Raw genomic sequence first — 14408 nt, 5'->3', positions numbered from 1 at the left:
GTCGGTGTTCGGCGCTCCGATGTAGTGCTAGGATGGAACGACACCGATGCCGGAGGCCGCGCATGACCCCCATCCTTTCCCCCGAAGCCATCGAGGCGCTGAAGTGGATCGACCAGTTCGGCGACAGCCGGCCGGTTCCCGCCGCGTTCGACGACGTCGTCTATGCGTTGCTGAACGAAGGGCTGATCTACCAGGCGGCTGCCGATCGGGTCGACCTGACCGCCGACGGCAAATCCGTTTTGTCCGAAGAATACGATTGAGCGCACGGCGCCGGCCGCACGGGCGGCCGGGCGCCGTGTTGCCACGGAGCGTGCGATGGAACCGAGAGGCAGCGATCTCGGCGATTTCAGCGAGCCGTACCGCGGCTACGAGATCGAGGTGAAGACCGAACAGGTCTGGGACGGCGAGCACGTGCATTACCGCGTGCTGCAGGGCGATGCCGTCAGGATCGACTGGCGGCTCGTGAAGGTCGACGGGCTGCTGTTGACCGAGCGGCGCGTGATCGAGCGCGTGCTCGACGAGGCGCGGCGGGCCGTCGACGCCGAACTGGGCGACGCCGGCGGCGGTTAAGCAGGCCGCCGGGCGGGCAGGGGCCGGGATGCGGTAAAATAGCCGGTTGTTTCCGTGCCGCCTGCTGCCCGAATTCCATGTCCGCTTCGTCTTCGCTTCCTCCCCGCCGCGTATCCGTGGCGCCCATGCTCGACTGGACCGACCGTCATTGCCGGTCGTTCCATCGCACGCTGACGCGCGATACCTGGCTGTATACGGAGATGATCACGACGGGCGCGCTGCTGTTCGGAGATGCACAGCGGCATCTCGCGTTCTCGCCGAACGAATCGCCGGTCGCGCTGCAGCTTGGCGGCAGCGAGCGTGACGATCTTGCGCGCGCCGCGAAGCTCGGCGAGCAGTGGGGCTACGACGAAATCAACCTGAATTGCGGATGCCCGTCCGAGCGCGTGCAGCGCGGCGCATTCGGCGCATGCCTGATGAACGAGCCGCAGCTCGTCGCCGACTGCGTGAAGGCGATGAGCGATGCAGTGTCGGTGCCGGTCACGGTCAAGCACCGGATCGGCGTCGACGCGGTCGAGGACTACGCGTTCGTGCGGGACTTCGTCGGCACGGTTGCCGAAGCGGGCTGCGCGACCTTCGTCGTGCATGCGCGCAATGCGATCCTGAAGGGTTTGTCGCCGAAGGAGAATCGCGAGATTCCGCCGCTCAAGTACGACTATGCGTATCGGCTGAAGCGCGACTTTCCCGAACTGGAGATCGTGATCAACGGCGGGATCACGACGCTCGACGAGGTGGCGCAGCATCTCGAGCATGTCGACGGCGTGATGCTCGGTCGCGAGGCGTATCACAACCCGTATGTGCTCGCCGGTGTCGATGCGCGTTTCTACGGCTCGACCGAAGCGGCGCCGACGCGCGAGCAAGCCGAGGCGAAACTGATCGAATACTGCGCGGCCGAGCTGAAGCGCGGCACGTACCTCGGGGCGATCGTGCGGCATGCGCTCGGGCTGTATCGCGGCATGCCCGGTGCGCGCGGCTGGCGTCGCGTGCTGTCGGACAACAAGAAGCTCGCGCGCGGCGATCTGGCCGTGTTCGATGAGGCGCGCGCGCATCTGAACGACGCCGAAGAAATTTTTGAAAAAAAGGCTTTGCAAGATTCAAAAGAGTTCGTATAATCTTGCTTCTCTGCTGTTGAACAGCAAACGAAACAGCGGAGAAACAAGGCAGTATCAGTGGTGGCTGTAGCTCAGTTGGTAGAGTCCAGGATTGTGATTCCTGTTGTCGTGGGTTCGAGTCCCATCAGCCACCCCACCGGATGCATCAACAAAACAGGCGCTTAGGCGCCTGTTTTGCTTTCTGCGTCTCCATTCCGGAATGGCAATCGCGATTCCAGGTTCATCCGTCGCGTTCGCGGGTTTTATCCTTCATCGATCACAGAACTGAACTGCGTTGCCGGTCGGGCATCGCGTTGCGACGCTTCGCGCGTGTTCGGCATCTCGAATGTTCTGCGATACCTGCATCGAGCAAACCGATACCGATGGATATCGGCATACCGATGCATGCGTCTTCGATCTCGTTGCCTGCGGATGCAGAACGCGCTTCCTGCGACGCTGGTCGTGTCAAATGGCGGCGCTACGATCCCCCGAAAACCAGATATGGAAAAGCATGGAGCGAAAACTTGCGCAGCGACCGGCCGCCGCCTATGCGATCGTCGCACTGACGTTTTTCAGCGTCGGATGTTTTTCCATGCAGTTCATCCACACGCTGCAGAGCGCGCGGCCCGCATCGGCGTGGACGGGTTTCGGTGCGACAGCTTTTGGGGTGAATGGGGCGGTTGCCGTCGGCGCTTGTGTGGCGGGCGGCGCCGCTGTATGGGTGGCGCTATCCGAACGTCGAAACAGCAAACAGGATCGATTCGTCGTGGGCCGATTGACGGCGGCGGGCGTCGTGCAGCGACTGGAGACCGCCGCTGGCGTCACGTCGAACGTGAGCGAGGAACTCGACGTCATGCGGGCAAACGGCTCGGCTTCCATCCATCACGCACTCGACCTGCTCAACGCGATCCAGGCGATTCCGAGATGCGAGTTCGACGAGCTTAAGTGTATGTCTCGATTCCGGGCGATTACGCAATATTGATCGCCGTCGCTCAGGATCGGCTGCTTGCCGCTGCGGCCGCGCTCCGGTTGTTGTCTTCCGGCGGGACAGCGAGCACCGGCATCGTGCGGGAGACGGCGCGCGCAACCGACGCGATCGGGCAGGCGGCCATTCTGTATCGCCGTGCGAAATCCAGCTGCGATGCGGAGACCGGCGGCATTCGAATGGCGCTCGAAATGTATGCCGGTTCATGACCCGGCAGAATATGGCCGCACTTGATTTGATCCACATCAATGTTCCGCATCGGGAAGCAGTCGCGGCGTTAATTCCATATCTCGATATGTCGGCCGGTTAATGCGGTCCGCAATGCGCTGCGCCGCGGATTCTCCTTCACTTCGAATTCTTTTGCGCCCGATCGGCCAGTACGCTTTTATGTGCGAAGACGATGTGCGCGTTTTCCGAGCGATTTGCGACGAATGAATTGGCGGATTATGTCAGAGACTTGGCCAATTTCGACAGTGCGTAACAGTCTTACATTGCTGTAAGATGCAAGTCATTTCCTCGCGCCTGTTTTTAAAGGGCCGTTCAGTCCCGACGACTCCAACGAGTCGTCGGGATTTTTTTTTAGTGTGCTGCAAACGAATCGGAGAGAAAATTTGCGCAGCGTTGGCGCGAAAAGATCATGCGGCGATCCGGCTCCGTCGTCAGCATGTTCATGTGGTGGCTGCGACGGCGACTCACCGTGCCCTCGTGCGCGGACGGCGTCGATCTCGTCCGTATACGGTGCCTCGACCGGTCGCTGCGTTACGTGCGTTCACGGTCCCCGCCTAGATTGAGACCCTTATCTACGGCCGATCTCCGCGGGAGTAGGATGTAAGAGGCCAGCTCAACGTATGGGGATCCGAAATGCCTCATGTCAGCTATGAGTACAGTGGGCACAACATCGACATCGACGTGGACGAGGATCGGAATGGCCGGTGGCATTGGTCGTACCGAATCGACGGCGAGTGCTATACGGTAGGTCGCGACCGGCCGCTGAAGAGCTACGACTCGATGCTCGGCGAAGCCAAGCGCATCGCCGAGCAGGAAGCGGATCAACTGCCGCCGCTGCAATAAGCTGTCGCATCGGCTGCGTCATCCGTCGACTCGCGTCGCGGTCACGACACGCGCACCGACCCGACCTCTATTTCACCCCGCAGTAGCGCGCCAGCAAATCCGCCTCGGTCTCGTGTATCTCGACGGGCAGGATGGTTGCGCCCGCGTACGCCAGATAGCGTGCGCGATGCTGTCCGTTCCTGAACGACGCGACGCCGACTTTCGACAGACCGGGAATGCCGAGCAGCATTCGCGTTCTCGTCTCGCGAAAGGTGATGAACGGCATGTCGGGGATCCTTGCCTGTTCGGGATCGAGAAAGCCGCGGATGCCGACGGCCTTTCCGCGCGCCCAGTACTGCACCGACGGCAGCACATAATCGGTCGTGTCGCGGTCGGCGCATGCGAGGAGTTTCCTCAAGTCGACGATCACGACCCGATGTCGCGAGTCGTCGGATGCAAAGACGCGCTTGAGATGTGTGTAGGTATAAGGGGCGTGCCCGGGAAGCTGGATGATCCAGACATCTACGCCCTGATGTTGTGCCCGAGCGAGTGTCATTGTTTCCTCTGATAGCGCGAACGGTCTTTATCAAGCCTGGTGGCCCGAGTTTAGCAGCGTGGATCGATATCGGACAGGCGGCATCGAATCGACTCCCGCACGATGTGCCGGTCGAGTCCGAACCCGGAGAAAATCGAGGAAATTCGATTTAACCGAAGAAATCCGTGCGCCAGGACCCGGGTTCGAGTATCTTGATCGCCGCTTTATCGCGCACATCAAGATGTGCTCATTCCAACAATTAAAATCCGGACACAAGAAATGAAAAGAAGAACGCTGCTGAGGGCCAGCGCGATCGCAATCACCGCCGGTCTGGCGGGGTGCACGTCGATGCTGTTCGAAGACGGCAGATACGACGAGACCGTCGACCGTTTTCTCGTCAGCGAGGACGGCAAGAAATTCGTCGTGCTCGGGCAGCAATACCACTACATCTTCGACATGCCGGAGCATTTCGGCGCAATGCTGGTCTCGCCGTATCGTCAGTCGCTCGAAGTTTCTCTCGTGAACTTTGTCGCGCGGGGCGGCGCGATCACCGGCGATTACTGGCTGCGGCTGCGTCCCGCCAAGCCGCTGACGGCCGACGAAAGAGCGCAAGCGCTGGCGGATGGCTTCACGACGCGTGGCAGCGTCGAACTCGAAATGAAGGGCACGCTGCACGGAACGCGCTATCGCGCCGATGGCTTCGATCAAGGCAAGACGTGGTCGTCGTTTTCGCGTCCGTACACGATCGATGTCGTCGATCGCCTCACGACCGCGGACAAGGCGGTTCGCGTGCTCGCGACGCCGGTGACGCTGGCGGCCGACGGCGTGCTGATGGTCGGCGCGGTCGCACTGTCTCCGGTGATTATCGTGGCCTTGCTGCCGGCCGCGGGCCTTGCGATCGGACCGTGATGTCGTCGTGCATGGGTGAGATGACGCACAGACCGTTGCGCGCGCTCCGCACGACAATCTGAACGGTTGACCGATCTACCCCGGCCCGGTCAACCTTTCCCCGCTCGCTCGCGCAGGAGCGGGGCTTTTTACCCGCCCGGCGCACCGAGGCTGCGCCGGCGGACCCGGACGGGCGTCCGGCCGGCTGCGTCGTCGCGCATCCGTGCGCCTGATCCGCATGAATCGCTTTCCTCGTGCCTGAGCGATCGCCCAGGCCCATTGCCGGCTTCGGCTGGCGATGTCTTGGTCCCGGCGGCGTGCGATTGCGCTGCCGGGATACTTTTTTGTGCCGAACGCAGCGCGTCTTGCCGCGCAGCGCAAATCCGCCATCAACGAACAGACCTTAGCCGGCCTGCTCGACGCTGGTTTCCCATCCTTCGTATTCCCCGCCGAGCGAGCGCGCCTCGCGGCTGATTGCAAGCGTATGGCCCGTGATGTCGGCCAGCGCCATCGTACCGTCGTGCGCAAACCGGACTGCGGTCTTGCCGTCTTCGTTCGGCGCGACCGAGTCGACCAGATAGCCTTTCGATTCGGCCCAGTCGGCGAAATGGTGCGCATCGTCCGGTTCCGGGAAGCTCGCCCAGTGCAGCACGCGCCGGCGCGTGTCGCTCACGTCGCCCTGCCGGTGCAGCGCATCGAGCACGCGCATGTCGCGCATGATCTGCCAGTCGTCCTCGGTCGGGTAAAGGGTCTGCCAGTAGATGGTCTTGTCCGGATCGTCCTGATACGCATATTCGAGCGTATAGGTCGTCCGTTCGGCCGCGTCGTCGACGATGTTCGCCGCGGTTTCCTCGTCGAACGGCACGTAGAACAGCACGTCGCGATTGCCGTCGACGGTGATGCGGCCGACCTGCACGCCGCCTCGCGCGAGCACCGCCGCGTCGAGCAGCTCGTCGACGCGCGCGAGCTCGGCCAGCTCGTCGCCGGCCGGCAAGCCGTCGGGCGTCGGATGCGCGATGGCGACGCGCACGCTGAGCAGCGACGTGCGCGGATCGCCTTCCGCGATCTCCGCGAAGCTGTGATTGAAGTCGACGAAGGCCTGATGGTCGCCCATCCGGGCAGGGAAGGTTCCCCAAGTGTCGGTCATGCGTGTCTCCCGTGCACGGTGCAAAGCATCCCAATGTATCATCGAAAATCGCGTCGGCCGGAGAAGCGCAGATGATCGCGAGCCTGAATCTGCTGGTGCCCGTCGAATACGACCGCTACGCGGCCGTCGTGGACTTCTACCGCCTGGCGCTCGCGCTGCCGGTCGAGGCGAGCGGCGTGTCGGTTGCGGGAAACCCGTGGCACCGCTTCGCCGTGCACGGCGTGACGCTGACCGTCCATACAGGCAGGGACGGCAACTTTCCGTATCCCGAATTCGGCCCGACCGGTCACGGCATCGCGCTGGCGATCGAGGTCGCACATGTCGCGGAAGCGGTCGGGCGTCTCGGATCGCACGGCGTCAGCATCCTGAACGACTGGGACTACGGTGACGGCACGGTTGCGGTTTCGGTTGCGGATCCGGCCGGCAACGTGTGCGAAGTCTGGGGGCGCCGCTGACGCGCGCATCGCGCGGCGGCCCGGGGAAATAGCGAAGGAGACTCCGATGTCGATGTTTGCGGTGAATGGTGTTCGAATCGATCCGCTCAGCGCGCGCGTCACGCATGTGCGCTGGGCGGCCGTGAATCCGGCCGACCGTTCGTGGGCGGCGACGCCGAGCGAGGCGCCGGTCGCCGACGTCGCGCGCGCGATCGCGGCCGGCGACGACGTGCACGCGATTTTCTCCAGTCCGGACAATGTCGCGGTGGGGCCGAGGCTGAAGCGCGTGCGCTATCGCGATGCGTCGGAAGGGATCGAGCTCGACGTGGACGCGACGAGCGAGGCGCGCACGCTGCGGGATCTGCCGCAGATCTGAGCGGCGGCATACGTTGCGGCGCGTGCGTGCGTGCGCGCGAGCGGGGCGGACGGCCAGCAAATGCTGCTCGCGCATCGCCGCTCGCGAGGCGTAGTATCGAGGTATTGCCTTGCTGCGCGCCCGGCGCCGTTGAACGACCCAGCACGGCGTGCAACGGCGCGGGACGCCCGACGCACGCAAACCCGCAACACACCGGACCGCACGAGACCATGCCCAGATCGATCATCGCCCCGTTGGCAGCCGTATGCTGCGTGGTGCTCGCCGCCTGTCAAAGCACGCCCGAGCAGTCGTCTCCACCGCCTTCGCCCGAGACCGCATCGGCGGCGGTGCCGGCCTCGTCGCCGCCGGCGCGGATTCGCGGCGTCGGCATGGCGCCGAGCCTGGCGGGGCAGAGCTACTGGAGCGTCCGTCAGTGCACGTCAAACGGCACCGTCAAGGTGTGCAACTGACGCGATTCCGGTCGCATCGCGCCCGTTCCGTGCGGTATTGCCGCGACGCTAGTCGGTTTCCACGCGCACCTTCTTGCGCCACTTCCCGCCGACGAGCTGCTCGTCGGTAATCTCCATCTTCCCGTCCATCGTGGCCGCTTCGATATGCCGTTCGACCTCGACGAGCCGATCGTCGTCGACGCGAAAGGTGGTCGTCTCGTGATAGCAGCAACCGCTCTTGCTGAACGCGCGCAGCCGCCTGCGCTTCGGATCGACGTCGAAGAAGCCGAGCGATTCATGCGTGAGATCGCTCATCGCGCTGTTCCGGTCGAAACGGCCGGTCTTCGGATCGAACAGGTAAACGTCGTAGCTGGGGCCGCCATAGCTGCCTTCGTTGCCGGTCTGCACGCCGAAATCGTCGTGGCCGTCGAAATTGAAGTCGCCGACGTTGAGCACGCCCTGGTCGTCGTATAGCCGTGCGGATTGGGTTAGCGGCTTGCCGGATGGCAGCAGCGTCGCGACGATCGTCGGGAAGTCGATCGTCTGAAGCGGCGTGCCCGCGCCTTTTCGAAAGACGGCGATGCGTCCCGGACCCTCGCAGTACGCACTGTCCTTGCCCTTCGGCATCGGGCAGTCCTGGTACATCCGCACCGTGAAATCGAATTCCTTCGACATGTCGGTGAGCCGGAACGTGCTGCCGCCGCCGCGCTTCACGGCATCCGGAAAACCGGGCCGCGCCTGCAGCTCGGCGATGCGTTGCCGGTAAGCCTGCTGCAGCGCGCGCACGTCGATGCGACCGTCGGCGGGCAGTCTCGCTTTCAGCCACGCGCGCTGCGTCGCGCGCAGTGCTGTCGCGGCATCGCCGTCAGCCACGCCGAGCGCAGCGCGATAGGTGTCGTCGAGTCGTTCGTCGAGCCGGGACAGTTCCGCGTCGTTGCAGATCGCCTGCTCGATGCTCGTGCGGGCGGCATGGCAGTCGAAGCTGGCGGCGCGGGCGGCGACGGACAGGCAGCCGAGCGCGACAAGGCTCAGTGTGGCGGCGGTTCGCGAAAAGGACAGCGGCATCATGTGCAATCGTGAGTGCGGTTCGTATCGGGCGGGACGGCGTCGACATCACGCGTCGTTGCCGGGCGAATCGGCGGCGCTGCGGAACGGATCGGTTCCCGCGCCGGCAAGGTCAGCCGGCAATATAGCGCCGAGCTGCGCGAGCCGGCAATGCAATGGCCGTTCGGCCGATCCCGGCACGATGCGCGATCCGCACAGCACGACGGCATGCGACCGCGGTCGCGTGATGCGGTATCGTCGATGCGTCCGGAAGCGCGGCCGGCCATCGGCCGCACGTATCGGTTTCAACACGGGATGATTCAATGAATACGTTGTTTCAAGGAAAGTGGCTGGCGGGCCCGATGTTCGCCGCGATGCCCGTCGCGGCATTCGCGCTCGACTGCGATGCGGTGACGGGCGGCCTCGGCCTCGGGCTCGACGCGGCGCGCGCGAGTCTCGCGTGCGCGGAGCAGCGGACGGCGAACCGCGACAAGGCGCTGAACGACGTATACCGGCGCCTGAATGCGGCAGTCGGCGGCCGGCCCGACGAGCGCGATGCGTTGCGCGCGGCGCAGCGCGCGTGGATTGCGTATCGCGACGCCGAGTGCGACCTGGGTGCGATCGATGCCGGCGGTGCGCCGCAATGGGCGGCGGTCAATCGCGCGCAGTGCGTGGCGGAACTGACGGCCGAACGGGCTGCGCAGTTGCGGCGCTCTCTGGACGGACATGCCGACTGATGCCTGCGATGGAGCGGGTGGCGCACGTGCACGCCGTGGCGAGCCCGACGCGGGTAACATGTCCGGCATCGGCATTCGGGCGGATGCGCGTCCAGGCATGACGGCATTCTTCGGGGCAAAAAAATAATGAACGATGCAAGCGAAACGAACCTTCCAGACTGGCAGATCGATCCCGTCGCCGGCACGATGAGCGGCGAGCTGCCGGTCACGCTCGCGGTCGACAGCCGGAGCATGAAAAGAAAGGCGATCGTGTGCATCGTGCTGGCCGTCGCGGCGGCATGCGGCTACGCGGCCGATACGACGCTGTGGCCGGCCGCCGTGCTGGCCGCGTTGCTGGCGCTCGCCGGCGGTGCGCTCCTTCTCGGCTCGCGCAGGAAGATAGCGCTCGTCATCGACGAAACGGGTTTCCAGCTGGTCGGCTCGATGCGCGAGAAGCCGGCGATACGGTGGCGCGACGTCACCGGGTTCGGGATGGTCAGCGTCGCCGGGAATCGATACATCGGCTACCAGTTCTCCGAACACGCGTCGCGCACCCGGGTGCCGGGCGGCGTGATGCTGCCGGTCAGCCGGTTCGAGGGCCTGCCGCTCGAGGCGGTGGCCGGACTGATGGAACTGTGTCGCAAACAGTTCGGCACGTCGGACGGCGGTTCGGACGGCCGCCCGGACTGAACCCGCGGGCGCCCGAGCGAGCGATCTGGCTGACGGCGGGCGCGGCATCGGTAAAAAATTTCGACCGGCATGTCGATCCTCGGTCGGTTCGTCCGTCGTGGCATCGGAGACATGCGCATCGTGCGCGTGCCTCGTTTCCCGATACGACAACCGATAGAAGGAGCGACACCCATGTCCACATCCGTCAAACCGATCCCCGAGGGGATGCGCACGCTGACGCCGCACCTGATCTGTGCCGGCGCCGCCGATGCGATCGATTTCTACAAGCGCGCGTTCGGCGCGAACGAGCTGAGCCGCCTGTCGGCGCCAAACGGCAAGCTCGCGCATGCCTGTCTGGCGATCGGCGACTGCGCACTGATGCTGATGGATGAAATGCCGGAGCACGGCGCGCTCGGGCCGAAGGCGCTGAAAGGCACGGCGGTCTGCCTGCATCTGTACGTGCCCGACGTCGACGCGGCGATTGCGCAGGCCGTCGCGGCCGGCGCGACCGTCACGATGCCGGCGACCGACATGTTCTGGGGCGATCGCTATGGGCAGGTCGAGGATCCGTTCGGGCATCGCTGGTCGATCGCGACGCACCAGCGCGATCTGACGCCCGAGCAGATCGCGGAAGCGATGAAGAGCGCGCCGCCGTGCGGAAGCTGATGGAGTCGGGCGCACGCGGCTGAGCGACGTGCCGCGCGGCGGTCGCCTGTCGTGTCGTCATTGATCGCTGGCAGGGCGCAGCAGAAGGTCGAACCCGATGCAACGCCGAACCGGCCCGCATCCGGAGCGGTTGAGCCGGATGCGGGCCGTGCGCATTGCTGCGGCGGCCGGTGCCGATGAGCGGCTGCGCGACGAGGGGCGTCACGCGCCTCGCTATGCGCGTGACATGCGCATTGTCTCAAGCCGCCCGGTGCGGTGCCGTAAACGGGACGAGATGACTCGCCCATTCACTGCACCATGATTCGCATTCTTTACGCGGGGTATCTCGCATTTGCACTGTGCCTGATTTATCCGATGGTTCAGAGCACGGTGACGGCCAGCACGGCGTGTCTACGCAGCGCACTGCCGGGCAACGCCCCGATTGCGCGCAGTTTGTCGGCAAGCGACGTGCGCGGGGCCGACTGCGCGCGCGCCGAGGTCGTGGCGGGACGGAGGGCCGTGGTTCATTGAGCGGCGGCTCGATGCTCGCACAGGGCCTGTGCTGGCCGTTCGGCCAGGTTGATCGCGGCATCGCCTTCGCCGATCATCGACGACGTGCCGGTTGCACGACGCGCGCCGAGTGGCCGGCGCATTCGCCTGCGCGCGTGCATCAGTAGGCCGAGCGATACGGCGTGCCCTGGTCGAAGCGGCTTTGCCAGTGCGTGAGGTAGCGCGACGCGAGTTGCGGATTGTTCCAGACCACGACGACGTTCTCGGAATTGCGGCTCGCGGCCGATGCGCTGTAGTTGAACGAGCCCGTCTCGACATGCTCCGCGTCGATCACGAGGTACTTGTCGTGATGGATCGCATAGGTATCGATGGTCCGCGTCGGAATGCCGGCGTTGACGAGCAGGTTCAGCGCCTGCTTGCTGCTCTTCGCGCGATTGCCCTTGTCGTCGACGACCACCGCGATGTTCACGCCGCGCCGCTTCGCGGCGAGCAGCGCGCGCGTGACGGCGGGCGACGTGAACGAATACGCGGCGACGCGGATCGAGCTGCGCGCGGCGCCGATCGCCTTCAGCACCAGCGCCTCGGCGCCGCCGTCGGGCGAGAACGCGGATTCGACAACCTGCGTCGCGGGCGCTTCGTGAGTCGGTGCCGGCAGCAGTCGCGACACGAAGTCGATCGCCTGTTGCAACAGCGATTCGTTGTGCGTCTTGCCGAAGGCGGCGAACGGTGTGGCGAGCAGGGAAGCGGCGAGGCAGGCGGCGGCGAGGCGATTGCGCGACAACATCTTGGACAGCGAATGATTTCGAGACGGCGGGCCGTGAGTGTAACGCAGACGCGCCGTTGCGACCATGTCCGATGATCGTGCCGCGCACGATGGTGGCGTGTGTCGCGCATGTTGCGATCAGTCGGGACGGTTGCCGCAACGTCATTCGCACCGCGTCGCATGTACGCGCACATGCGCGGGTTGGCCGGATCGTCGGGCCGGGTTTGGCGTCGGCGGCCGCTGTTTGCGCGTTCGCATGCGTCGGCGGGAGAGCGGTTCGCTCCGCATTTGTGCGCAGCTGAGCCGATGCGATGTTCGACGATGCAGATGAAGACGAGGATGAAGGCGACGCTGACAGAAGACGCAAGCGAACGACGGGCACACGAAGATTCGGATCACACGACAGATTCCGAAGAACGGGGCGCAGAAATCGGCACGCGCCGAACGCGCCGCGTCACGCGTCCCGTGCCCCGGCTGCTTCCGGCTCGACCCAGCCCGGCCCGGGCTCCGCCAGCACGTCGCGCGGGTCGAGCGGCTCGCCGCAGGCCGAGCACACGGTCACCGCATGCATCAGCTGGCCGCAGCTGCGGTGACGCAGGCGCAGCGGCGGTCCGTTGCCGTCGTCCTTCCAGCGGTCGCCCCACGCCAGCAGCGCGAGCAGCGCCGGGTAGAGGTCGAGGCCTTTTTCGGTCAGGCGGTATTCGAAGCGCGGCGGGCGTTCCTGATACGCGAGCTTGACCAGCACGCCTTCGTCGACGAGGCGTGCGAGCCGTTCGGCCAGCACGTGGCGCGTCAGGCCGAGCTGCGCCTGGAATGCGTCGAAGCGGCGACAGCCGAGGAACGCGTTGCGCAGGATCAGCATGGTCCAGCGGTCGCCGAGCACGGCGAGCGTGCGCGCGACCGAGCAGTTCAGCGTACCGATGTCATCCCATTTCATCGTCGAGTCTCGTGCGGCGGTTCAGCGAAATAGCGAGTTCGATTATAAAACCGAACACCGTCGCAGCGTAGAGTTCGCCTATGCGTTGCGTTGCTGCGATTTGCCTTGGAAATGCCTTGTAAATCAAAGGTGTATGTTCACTCTGACGTAGGCCGTTGCTGCGAGTCGACCGGCGTTGCAGCGGGTCTGGTCGCGGGGATTTACGGGGAAATCGCGGGTTGGGGACAGTCGATAATGTGGTCGTCATCGCTGCCAGCTTCAAGGTGGCGAACCAGGAGAGTCACGAAACGGAACAGGCCGCAGCGACGCACGCAGTGTCGGCACCGTAACGGAAAAGTTCGAGCGTGGCCGCGCCCGAATACTTAGAGGTGCGGCAGTCGTCAAATATCGTCGACCGACAGGAACGGCGCAAACTTTTCCGGGATCACGTCCAGTTGCAGCCGAAACCATTCATTCAGCTTAAGCCACTTGTTGCCGAACTTTTCGCGCATCTCGTCAGAAAGAGTTAGCGCCTGCATCGTCGCGATCGCGCTGTGAAGCTGCCCGGTTGATCGGCGACAGCGCGGCGGCGCTCGCCTGTATCACGGTAGTCCATCCCGACTGAAGGTCGCACGCCATCGCAGCCCCGCTCCTGGTATTTTTCGTGCGGGCATTTTGCCATCGACGGAGTAATCGCCGGGGCTGGCGAAGCATTATTCACGGTCGCGCAAAGATGGCCGTGAGCACATGGCAAAGCTATTGTCCGCGCGACATCTTCACGCTAGTCTTTCGTGACTACCAATAAGCACAATTCTGAGAGATGGCGAATACGTACAAATACGGGATCCATGAGGGCCTGACGCGCGAAGAACTCTTCTTCTTGATCTTCATCGACGAGACGGGCAAGGAGCTAGCAGGCTGTTGAAAAGCGCCTCATTTTGACGGCCGGGGCACTGTTTAAAAGGGTTTCGTATGCGATTGGCCGTTGAGTTGCAGACGAATCGTGCCGGATGCCCCGCTGGCGAGCGGGCCGGCCGGCGCGTTGCCACGCAACTGCTGCGCTCGGGCGGCTCATCGCGTCGCTCCTTGCGGCACCGCTGCCAGTATTCGGGCCATTCGAGTCAGGTTGCTCGCCAGCATCGTCAGCTTGAAGTGCTGGTCGACCCGTTTGATGCCGCGATACGCGGTCTGCCGAATCCTGCCGACGGTCTTGCCCCAGCCGAAGTGCTCTTCGATTCGCTTGCGAATCACTTGGCTGATGCCATAACCGGCGTGCCGCGACGTCCGTCCGTCGATCGCGCTGCCGCCTTGATGCGTGTCGTTGCGCGCGACGTGCGGCGTCACTTTGCGCGTTCGGCAATCCCGCACAAAGTCGCGCATGTCGTAACCCTTGTCGGCACCGAGCGTCTTGGCGTGACGACCCGGCACGCAATCGAGCAGGCGCAATGCACTCGCGCGTTCGCCGAAACCGTCCGCGTGACTGACCACGGCGCCGACCACCAAGCCCGAGCGGTTCTCCATCAGGATGTGCCCCTGATAACAAAGGATGGCTCCGCTTTGTCGTCCCTTTCGGAACAGGCGCGCATCCGGATCAGTGCTCGATTCATGCGTGTCGTTGCTGCGCCGTTTGCCCTTCCAGTC

20 protein-coding genes, 1 tRNA gene and 1 pseudogene are annotated in these 14408 nt (G+C 64.4%); 15 read left to right on the top strand and 7 right to left on the bottom strand.

Features of this window, described 5'->3' with window-relative positions:
* Positions 1-62 precede the first annotated feature (62 nt).
* The 7 genes from BST28156_RS30730 (at position 63) to BST28156_RS30700 (ending at position 3717) form a co-directional block, all read left to right on the top strand.
* Positions 63-260 carry a hypothetical protein gene (locus tag BST28156_RS30730; RefSeq protein ID WP_060243761.1) on the top strand — a complete coding sequence of 66 codons (198 nt, stop codon included), beginning with the start codon at positions 63-65 and terminating at the stop codon, positions 258-260.
* A 55-nt stretch (positions 261-315) separates the two neighbouring features.
* Positions 316-570 carry a hypothetical protein gene (locus BST28156_RS30725; RefSeq protein ID WP_060243763.1) on the top strand — a complete coding sequence of 85 codons (255 nt, stop codon included), beginning with the start codon at positions 316-318 and terminating at the stop codon, positions 568-570.
* Positions 571-695: 125 nt separating this feature from the next.
* Positions 696-1682 carry a tRNA dihydrouridine(20/20a) synthase DusA gene (gene dusA, locus BST28156_RS30720; RefSeq protein ID WP_310722005.1) on the top strand — a complete coding sequence of 329 codons (987 nt, stop codon included), beginning with the start codon at positions 696-698 and terminating at the stop codon, positions 1680-1682.
* 60 nt (positions 1683-1742) lie between these two features.
* Positions 1743-1818, top strand: a tRNA-His gene (locus BST28156_RS30715).
* Positions 1819-2007: 189 nt separating this feature from the next.
* Complete coding sequence (locus tag BST28156_RS30710; RefSeq protein ID WP_174904188.1) at positions 2008-2643, top strand: hypothetical protein; 636 nt, start codon at positions 2008-2010, stop codon at positions 2641-2643.
* The gene (locus tag BST28156_RS30705) at positions 2607-2855 is read left to right on the top strand and encodes a hypothetical protein (RefSeq protein ID WP_174904187.1); all 249 of its coding nucleotides are present in this window, start codon (positions 2607-2609) and stop codon (positions 2853-2855) included. The genes BST28156_RS30710 and BST28156_RS30705 overlap by 37 nt, the downstream gene beginning before the upstream one ends.
* Positions 2856-3507: 652 nt before the next feature.
* Positions 3508-3717: a hypothetical protein gene (locus BST28156_RS30700; protein ID WP_174904186.1), complete on the top strand. Its 210-nt coding sequence runs from the start codon at positions 3508-3510 to the stop codon at positions 3715-3717.
* Between the two features lie 67 nt (positions 3718-3784).
* On the opposite strand, the gene BST28156_RS30695 is transcribed toward BST28156_RS30700, so the two are convergent.
* Positions 3785-4252 carry a plasmid fertility inhibition factor family protein gene (locus BST28156_RS30695; protein ID WP_060243775.1) on the bottom strand — a complete coding sequence of 156 codons (468 nt, stop codon included), beginning with the start codon at positions 4250-4252 and terminating at the stop codon, positions 3785-3787.
* 258 nt (positions 4253-4510) lie between these two features.
* Here BST28156_RS30695 and BST28156_RS30690 point away from each other — a divergent pair, with 258 nt between their 5' ends.
* Positions 4511-5140, top strand: coding sequence for a hypothetical protein (locus BST28156_RS30690; protein WP_174904185.1), 630 nt, complete (start codon positions 4511-4513; stop codon positions 5138-5140).
* Positions 5141-5522: 382 nt separating this feature from the next.
* On the opposite strand, the gene BST28156_RS30685 is transcribed toward BST28156_RS30690, so the two are convergent.
* Entirely contained in the window at positions 5523-6266 is a 744-nt protein-coding gene (locus BST28156_RS30685) for a DUF695 domain-containing protein (protein ID WP_174904184.1), read from the bottom strand.
* Between the two features lie 71 nt (positions 6267-6337).
* Here BST28156_RS30685 and BST28156_RS30680 point away from each other — a divergent pair, with 71 nt between their 5' ends.
* The 3 genes from BST28156_RS30680 to BST28156_RS30670 all read left to right on the top strand — a co-directional run bounded on the left by BST28156_RS30680 (position 6338) and on the right by BST28156_RS30670 (position 7525).
* The gene (locus tag BST28156_RS30680; protein WP_174904183.1) at positions 6338-6721 is read left to right on the top strand and encodes a VOC family protein; all 384 of its coding nucleotides are present in this window, start codon (positions 6338-6340) and stop codon (positions 6719-6721) included.
* Between the two features lie 46 nt (positions 6722-6767).
* Positions 6768-7076: a hypothetical protein gene (locus BST28156_RS30675; RefSeq protein ID WP_060243786.1), complete on the top strand. Its 309-nt coding sequence runs from the start codon at positions 6768-6770 to the stop codon at positions 7074-7076.
* 209 nt (positions 7077-7285) lie between these two features.
* On the top strand, positions 7286-7525 hold the full coding sequence (locus BST28156_RS30670; protein ID WP_081077206.1) for a hypothetical protein: 240 nt from the start codon (positions 7286-7288) through the stop codon (positions 7523-7525).
* Between the two features lie 48 nt (positions 7526-7573).
* Here BST28156_RS30670 and BST28156_RS30665 read toward each other — a convergent pair whose 3' ends face one another.
* Complete coding sequence (locus BST28156_RS30665; RefSeq protein WP_174904182.1) at positions 7574-8572, bottom strand: lysozyme inhibitor LprI family protein; 999 nt, start codon at positions 8570-8572, stop codon at positions 7574-7576.
* A 299-nt stretch (positions 8573-8871) separates the two neighbouring features.
* Between BST28156_RS30665 and BST28156_RS30660 the strand changes: the two genes are divergently transcribed.
* The 3 genes from BST28156_RS30660 (at position 8872) to BST28156_RS30650 (ending at position 10599) form a co-directional block, all read left to right on the top strand.
* Positions 8872-9285, top strand: coding sequence for a lysozyme inhibitor LprI family protein (locus tag BST28156_RS30660; protein WP_174904181.1), 414 nt, complete (start codon positions 8872-8874; stop codon positions 9283-9285).
* Positions 9286-9411: 126 nt separating this feature from the next.
* A complete protein-coding gene (locus tag BST28156_RS30655; protein WP_174904180.1) occupies positions 9412-9954 on the top strand; it encodes an aspartyl-tRNA synthetase in 543 nt (180 codons plus the stop codon).
* Positions 9955-10125: 171 nt separating this feature from the next.
* On the top strand, positions 10126-10599 hold the full coding sequence (locus BST28156_RS30650) for a VOC family protein (RefSeq protein ID WP_060243797.1): 474 nt from the start codon (positions 10126-10128) through the stop codon (positions 10597-10599).
* 649 nt (positions 10600-11248) lie between these two features.
* Here BST28156_RS30650 and BST28156_RS30645 read toward each other — a convergent pair.
* From BST28156_RS30645 to BST28156_RS30635, 3 genes are all read right to left on the bottom strand, one after another.
* A complete protein-coding gene (locus BST28156_RS30645; protein WP_060243801.1) occupies positions 11249-11872 on the bottom strand; it encodes a phospholipase D family nuclease in 624 nt (207 codons plus the stop codon).
* A gap of 433 nt (positions 11873-12305) precedes the next feature.
* The gene (locus BST28156_RS30640) at positions 12306-12788 is read right to left on the bottom strand and encodes a winged helix-turn-helix transcriptional regulator (protein ID WP_060243803.1); all 483 of its coding nucleotides are present in this window, start codon (positions 12786-12788) and stop codon (positions 12306-12308) included.
* 380 nt (positions 12789-13168) lie between these two features.
* Positions 13169-13306 carry a hypothetical protein gene (locus BST28156_RS30635; protein WP_174904178.1) on the bottom strand — a complete coding sequence of 46 codons (138 nt, stop codon included), beginning with the start codon at positions 13304-13306 and terminating at the stop codon, positions 13169-13171.
* A 281-nt stretch (positions 13307-13587) separates the two neighbouring features.
* On the opposite strand from BST28156_RS30635, the pseudogene BST28156_RS35135 reads away from it, so the two are divergent.
* A pseudogene (locus BST28156_RS35135) lies at positions 13588-13680 on the top strand (STM2901 family protein); the annotation flags it as partial.
* A 158-nt stretch (positions 13681-13838) separates the two neighbouring features.
* On the opposite strand, the gene BST28156_RS30630 reads toward BST28156_RS35135, so the two are convergent.
* On the bottom strand, positions 13839-14408 hold a 570-nt coding region (locus BST28156_RS30630; RefSeq protein WP_174904177.1), incomplete at its 5' end, for a transposase.

Source organism: Burkholderia pseudomultivorans, from assembly GCF_902499075.1.
Classification (GTDB): Bacteria; Pseudomonadota; Gammaproteobacteria; order Burkholderiales; family Burkholderiaceae; genus Burkholderia; species Burkholderia pseudomultivorans.
This window is presented reverse-complemented; position numbering and strand designations above follow the sequence as displayed.

Coding starts and splice junctions, on each gene's coding strand:
- BST28156_RS30690 (WP_174904185.1), top strand. CDS start 4,511: ATGAAAAGAAGAACGCTGCTGAGGGCCAGCGCGATCGCAATCACCGCC.
- BST28156_RS30655 (WP_174904180.1), top strand. CDS start 9,412: ATGAACGATGCAAGCGAAACGAACCTTCCAGACTGGCAGATCGATCCC.
- BST28156_RS30695 (WP_060243775.1), bottom strand. CDS start 4,252: ATGACACTCGCTCGGGCACAACATCAGGGCGTAGATGTCTGGATCATC.
- BST28156_RS30640 (WP_060243803.1), bottom strand. CDS start 12,788: ATGAAATGGGATGACATCGGTACGCTGAACTGCTCGGTCGCGCGCACG.
- BST28156_RS30660 (WP_174904181.1), top strand. CDS start 8,872: ATGAATACGTTGTTTCAAGGAAAGTGGCTGGCGGGCCCGATGTTCGCC.
- BST28156_RS30650 (WP_060243797.1), top strand. CDS start 10,126: ATGTCCACATCCGTCAAACCGATCCCCGAGGGGATGCGCACGCTGACG.
- BST28156_RS30710 (WP_174904188.1), top strand. CDS start 2,008: ATGTTCTGCGATACCTGCATCGAGCAAACCGATACCGATGGATATCGG.
- BST28156_RS30665 (WP_174904182.1), bottom strand. CDS start 8,572: ATGATGCCGCTGTCCTTTTCGCGAACCGCCGCCACACTGAGCCTTGTC.
- BST28156_RS30700 (WP_174904186.1), top strand. CDS start 3,508: ATGCCTCATGTCAGCTATGAGTACAGTGGGCACAACATCGACATCGAC.
- BST28156_RS30675 (WP_060243786.1), top strand. CDS start 6,768: ATGTCGATGTTTGCGGTGAATGGTGTTCGAATCGATCCGCTCAGCGCG.
- BST28156_RS30670 (WP_081077206.1), top strand. CDS start 7,286: ATGCCCAGATCGATCATCGCCCCGTTGGCAGCCGTATGCTGCGTGGTG.
- BST28156_RS30685 (WP_174904184.1), bottom strand. CDS start 6,266: ATGACCGACACTTGGGGAACCTTCCCTGCCCGGATGGGCGACCATCAG.
- BST28156_RS30645 (WP_060243801.1), bottom strand. CDS start 11,872: ATGTTGTCGCGCAATCGCCTCGCCGCCGCCTGCCTCGCCGCTTCCCTG.
- BST28156_RS30635 (WP_174904178.1), bottom strand. CDS start 13,306: ATGCAGGCGCTAACTCTTTCTGACGAGATGCGCGAAAAGTTCGGCAAC.
- BST28156_RS30680 (WP_174904183.1), top strand. CDS start 6,338: ATGATCGCGAGCCTGAATCTGCTGGTGCCCGTCGAATACGACCGCTAC.
- BST28156_RS30725 (WP_060243763.1), top strand. CDS start 316: ATGGAACCGAGAGGCAGCGATCTCGGCGATTTCAGCGAGCCGTACCGC.
- dusA (WP_310722005.1), top strand. CDS start 696: ATGCTCGACTGGACCGACCGTCATTGCCGGTCGTTCCATCGCACGCTG.
- BST28156_RS30730 (WP_060243761.1), top strand. CDS start 63: ATGACCCCCATCCTTTCCCCCGAAGCCATCGAGGCGCTGAAGTGGATC.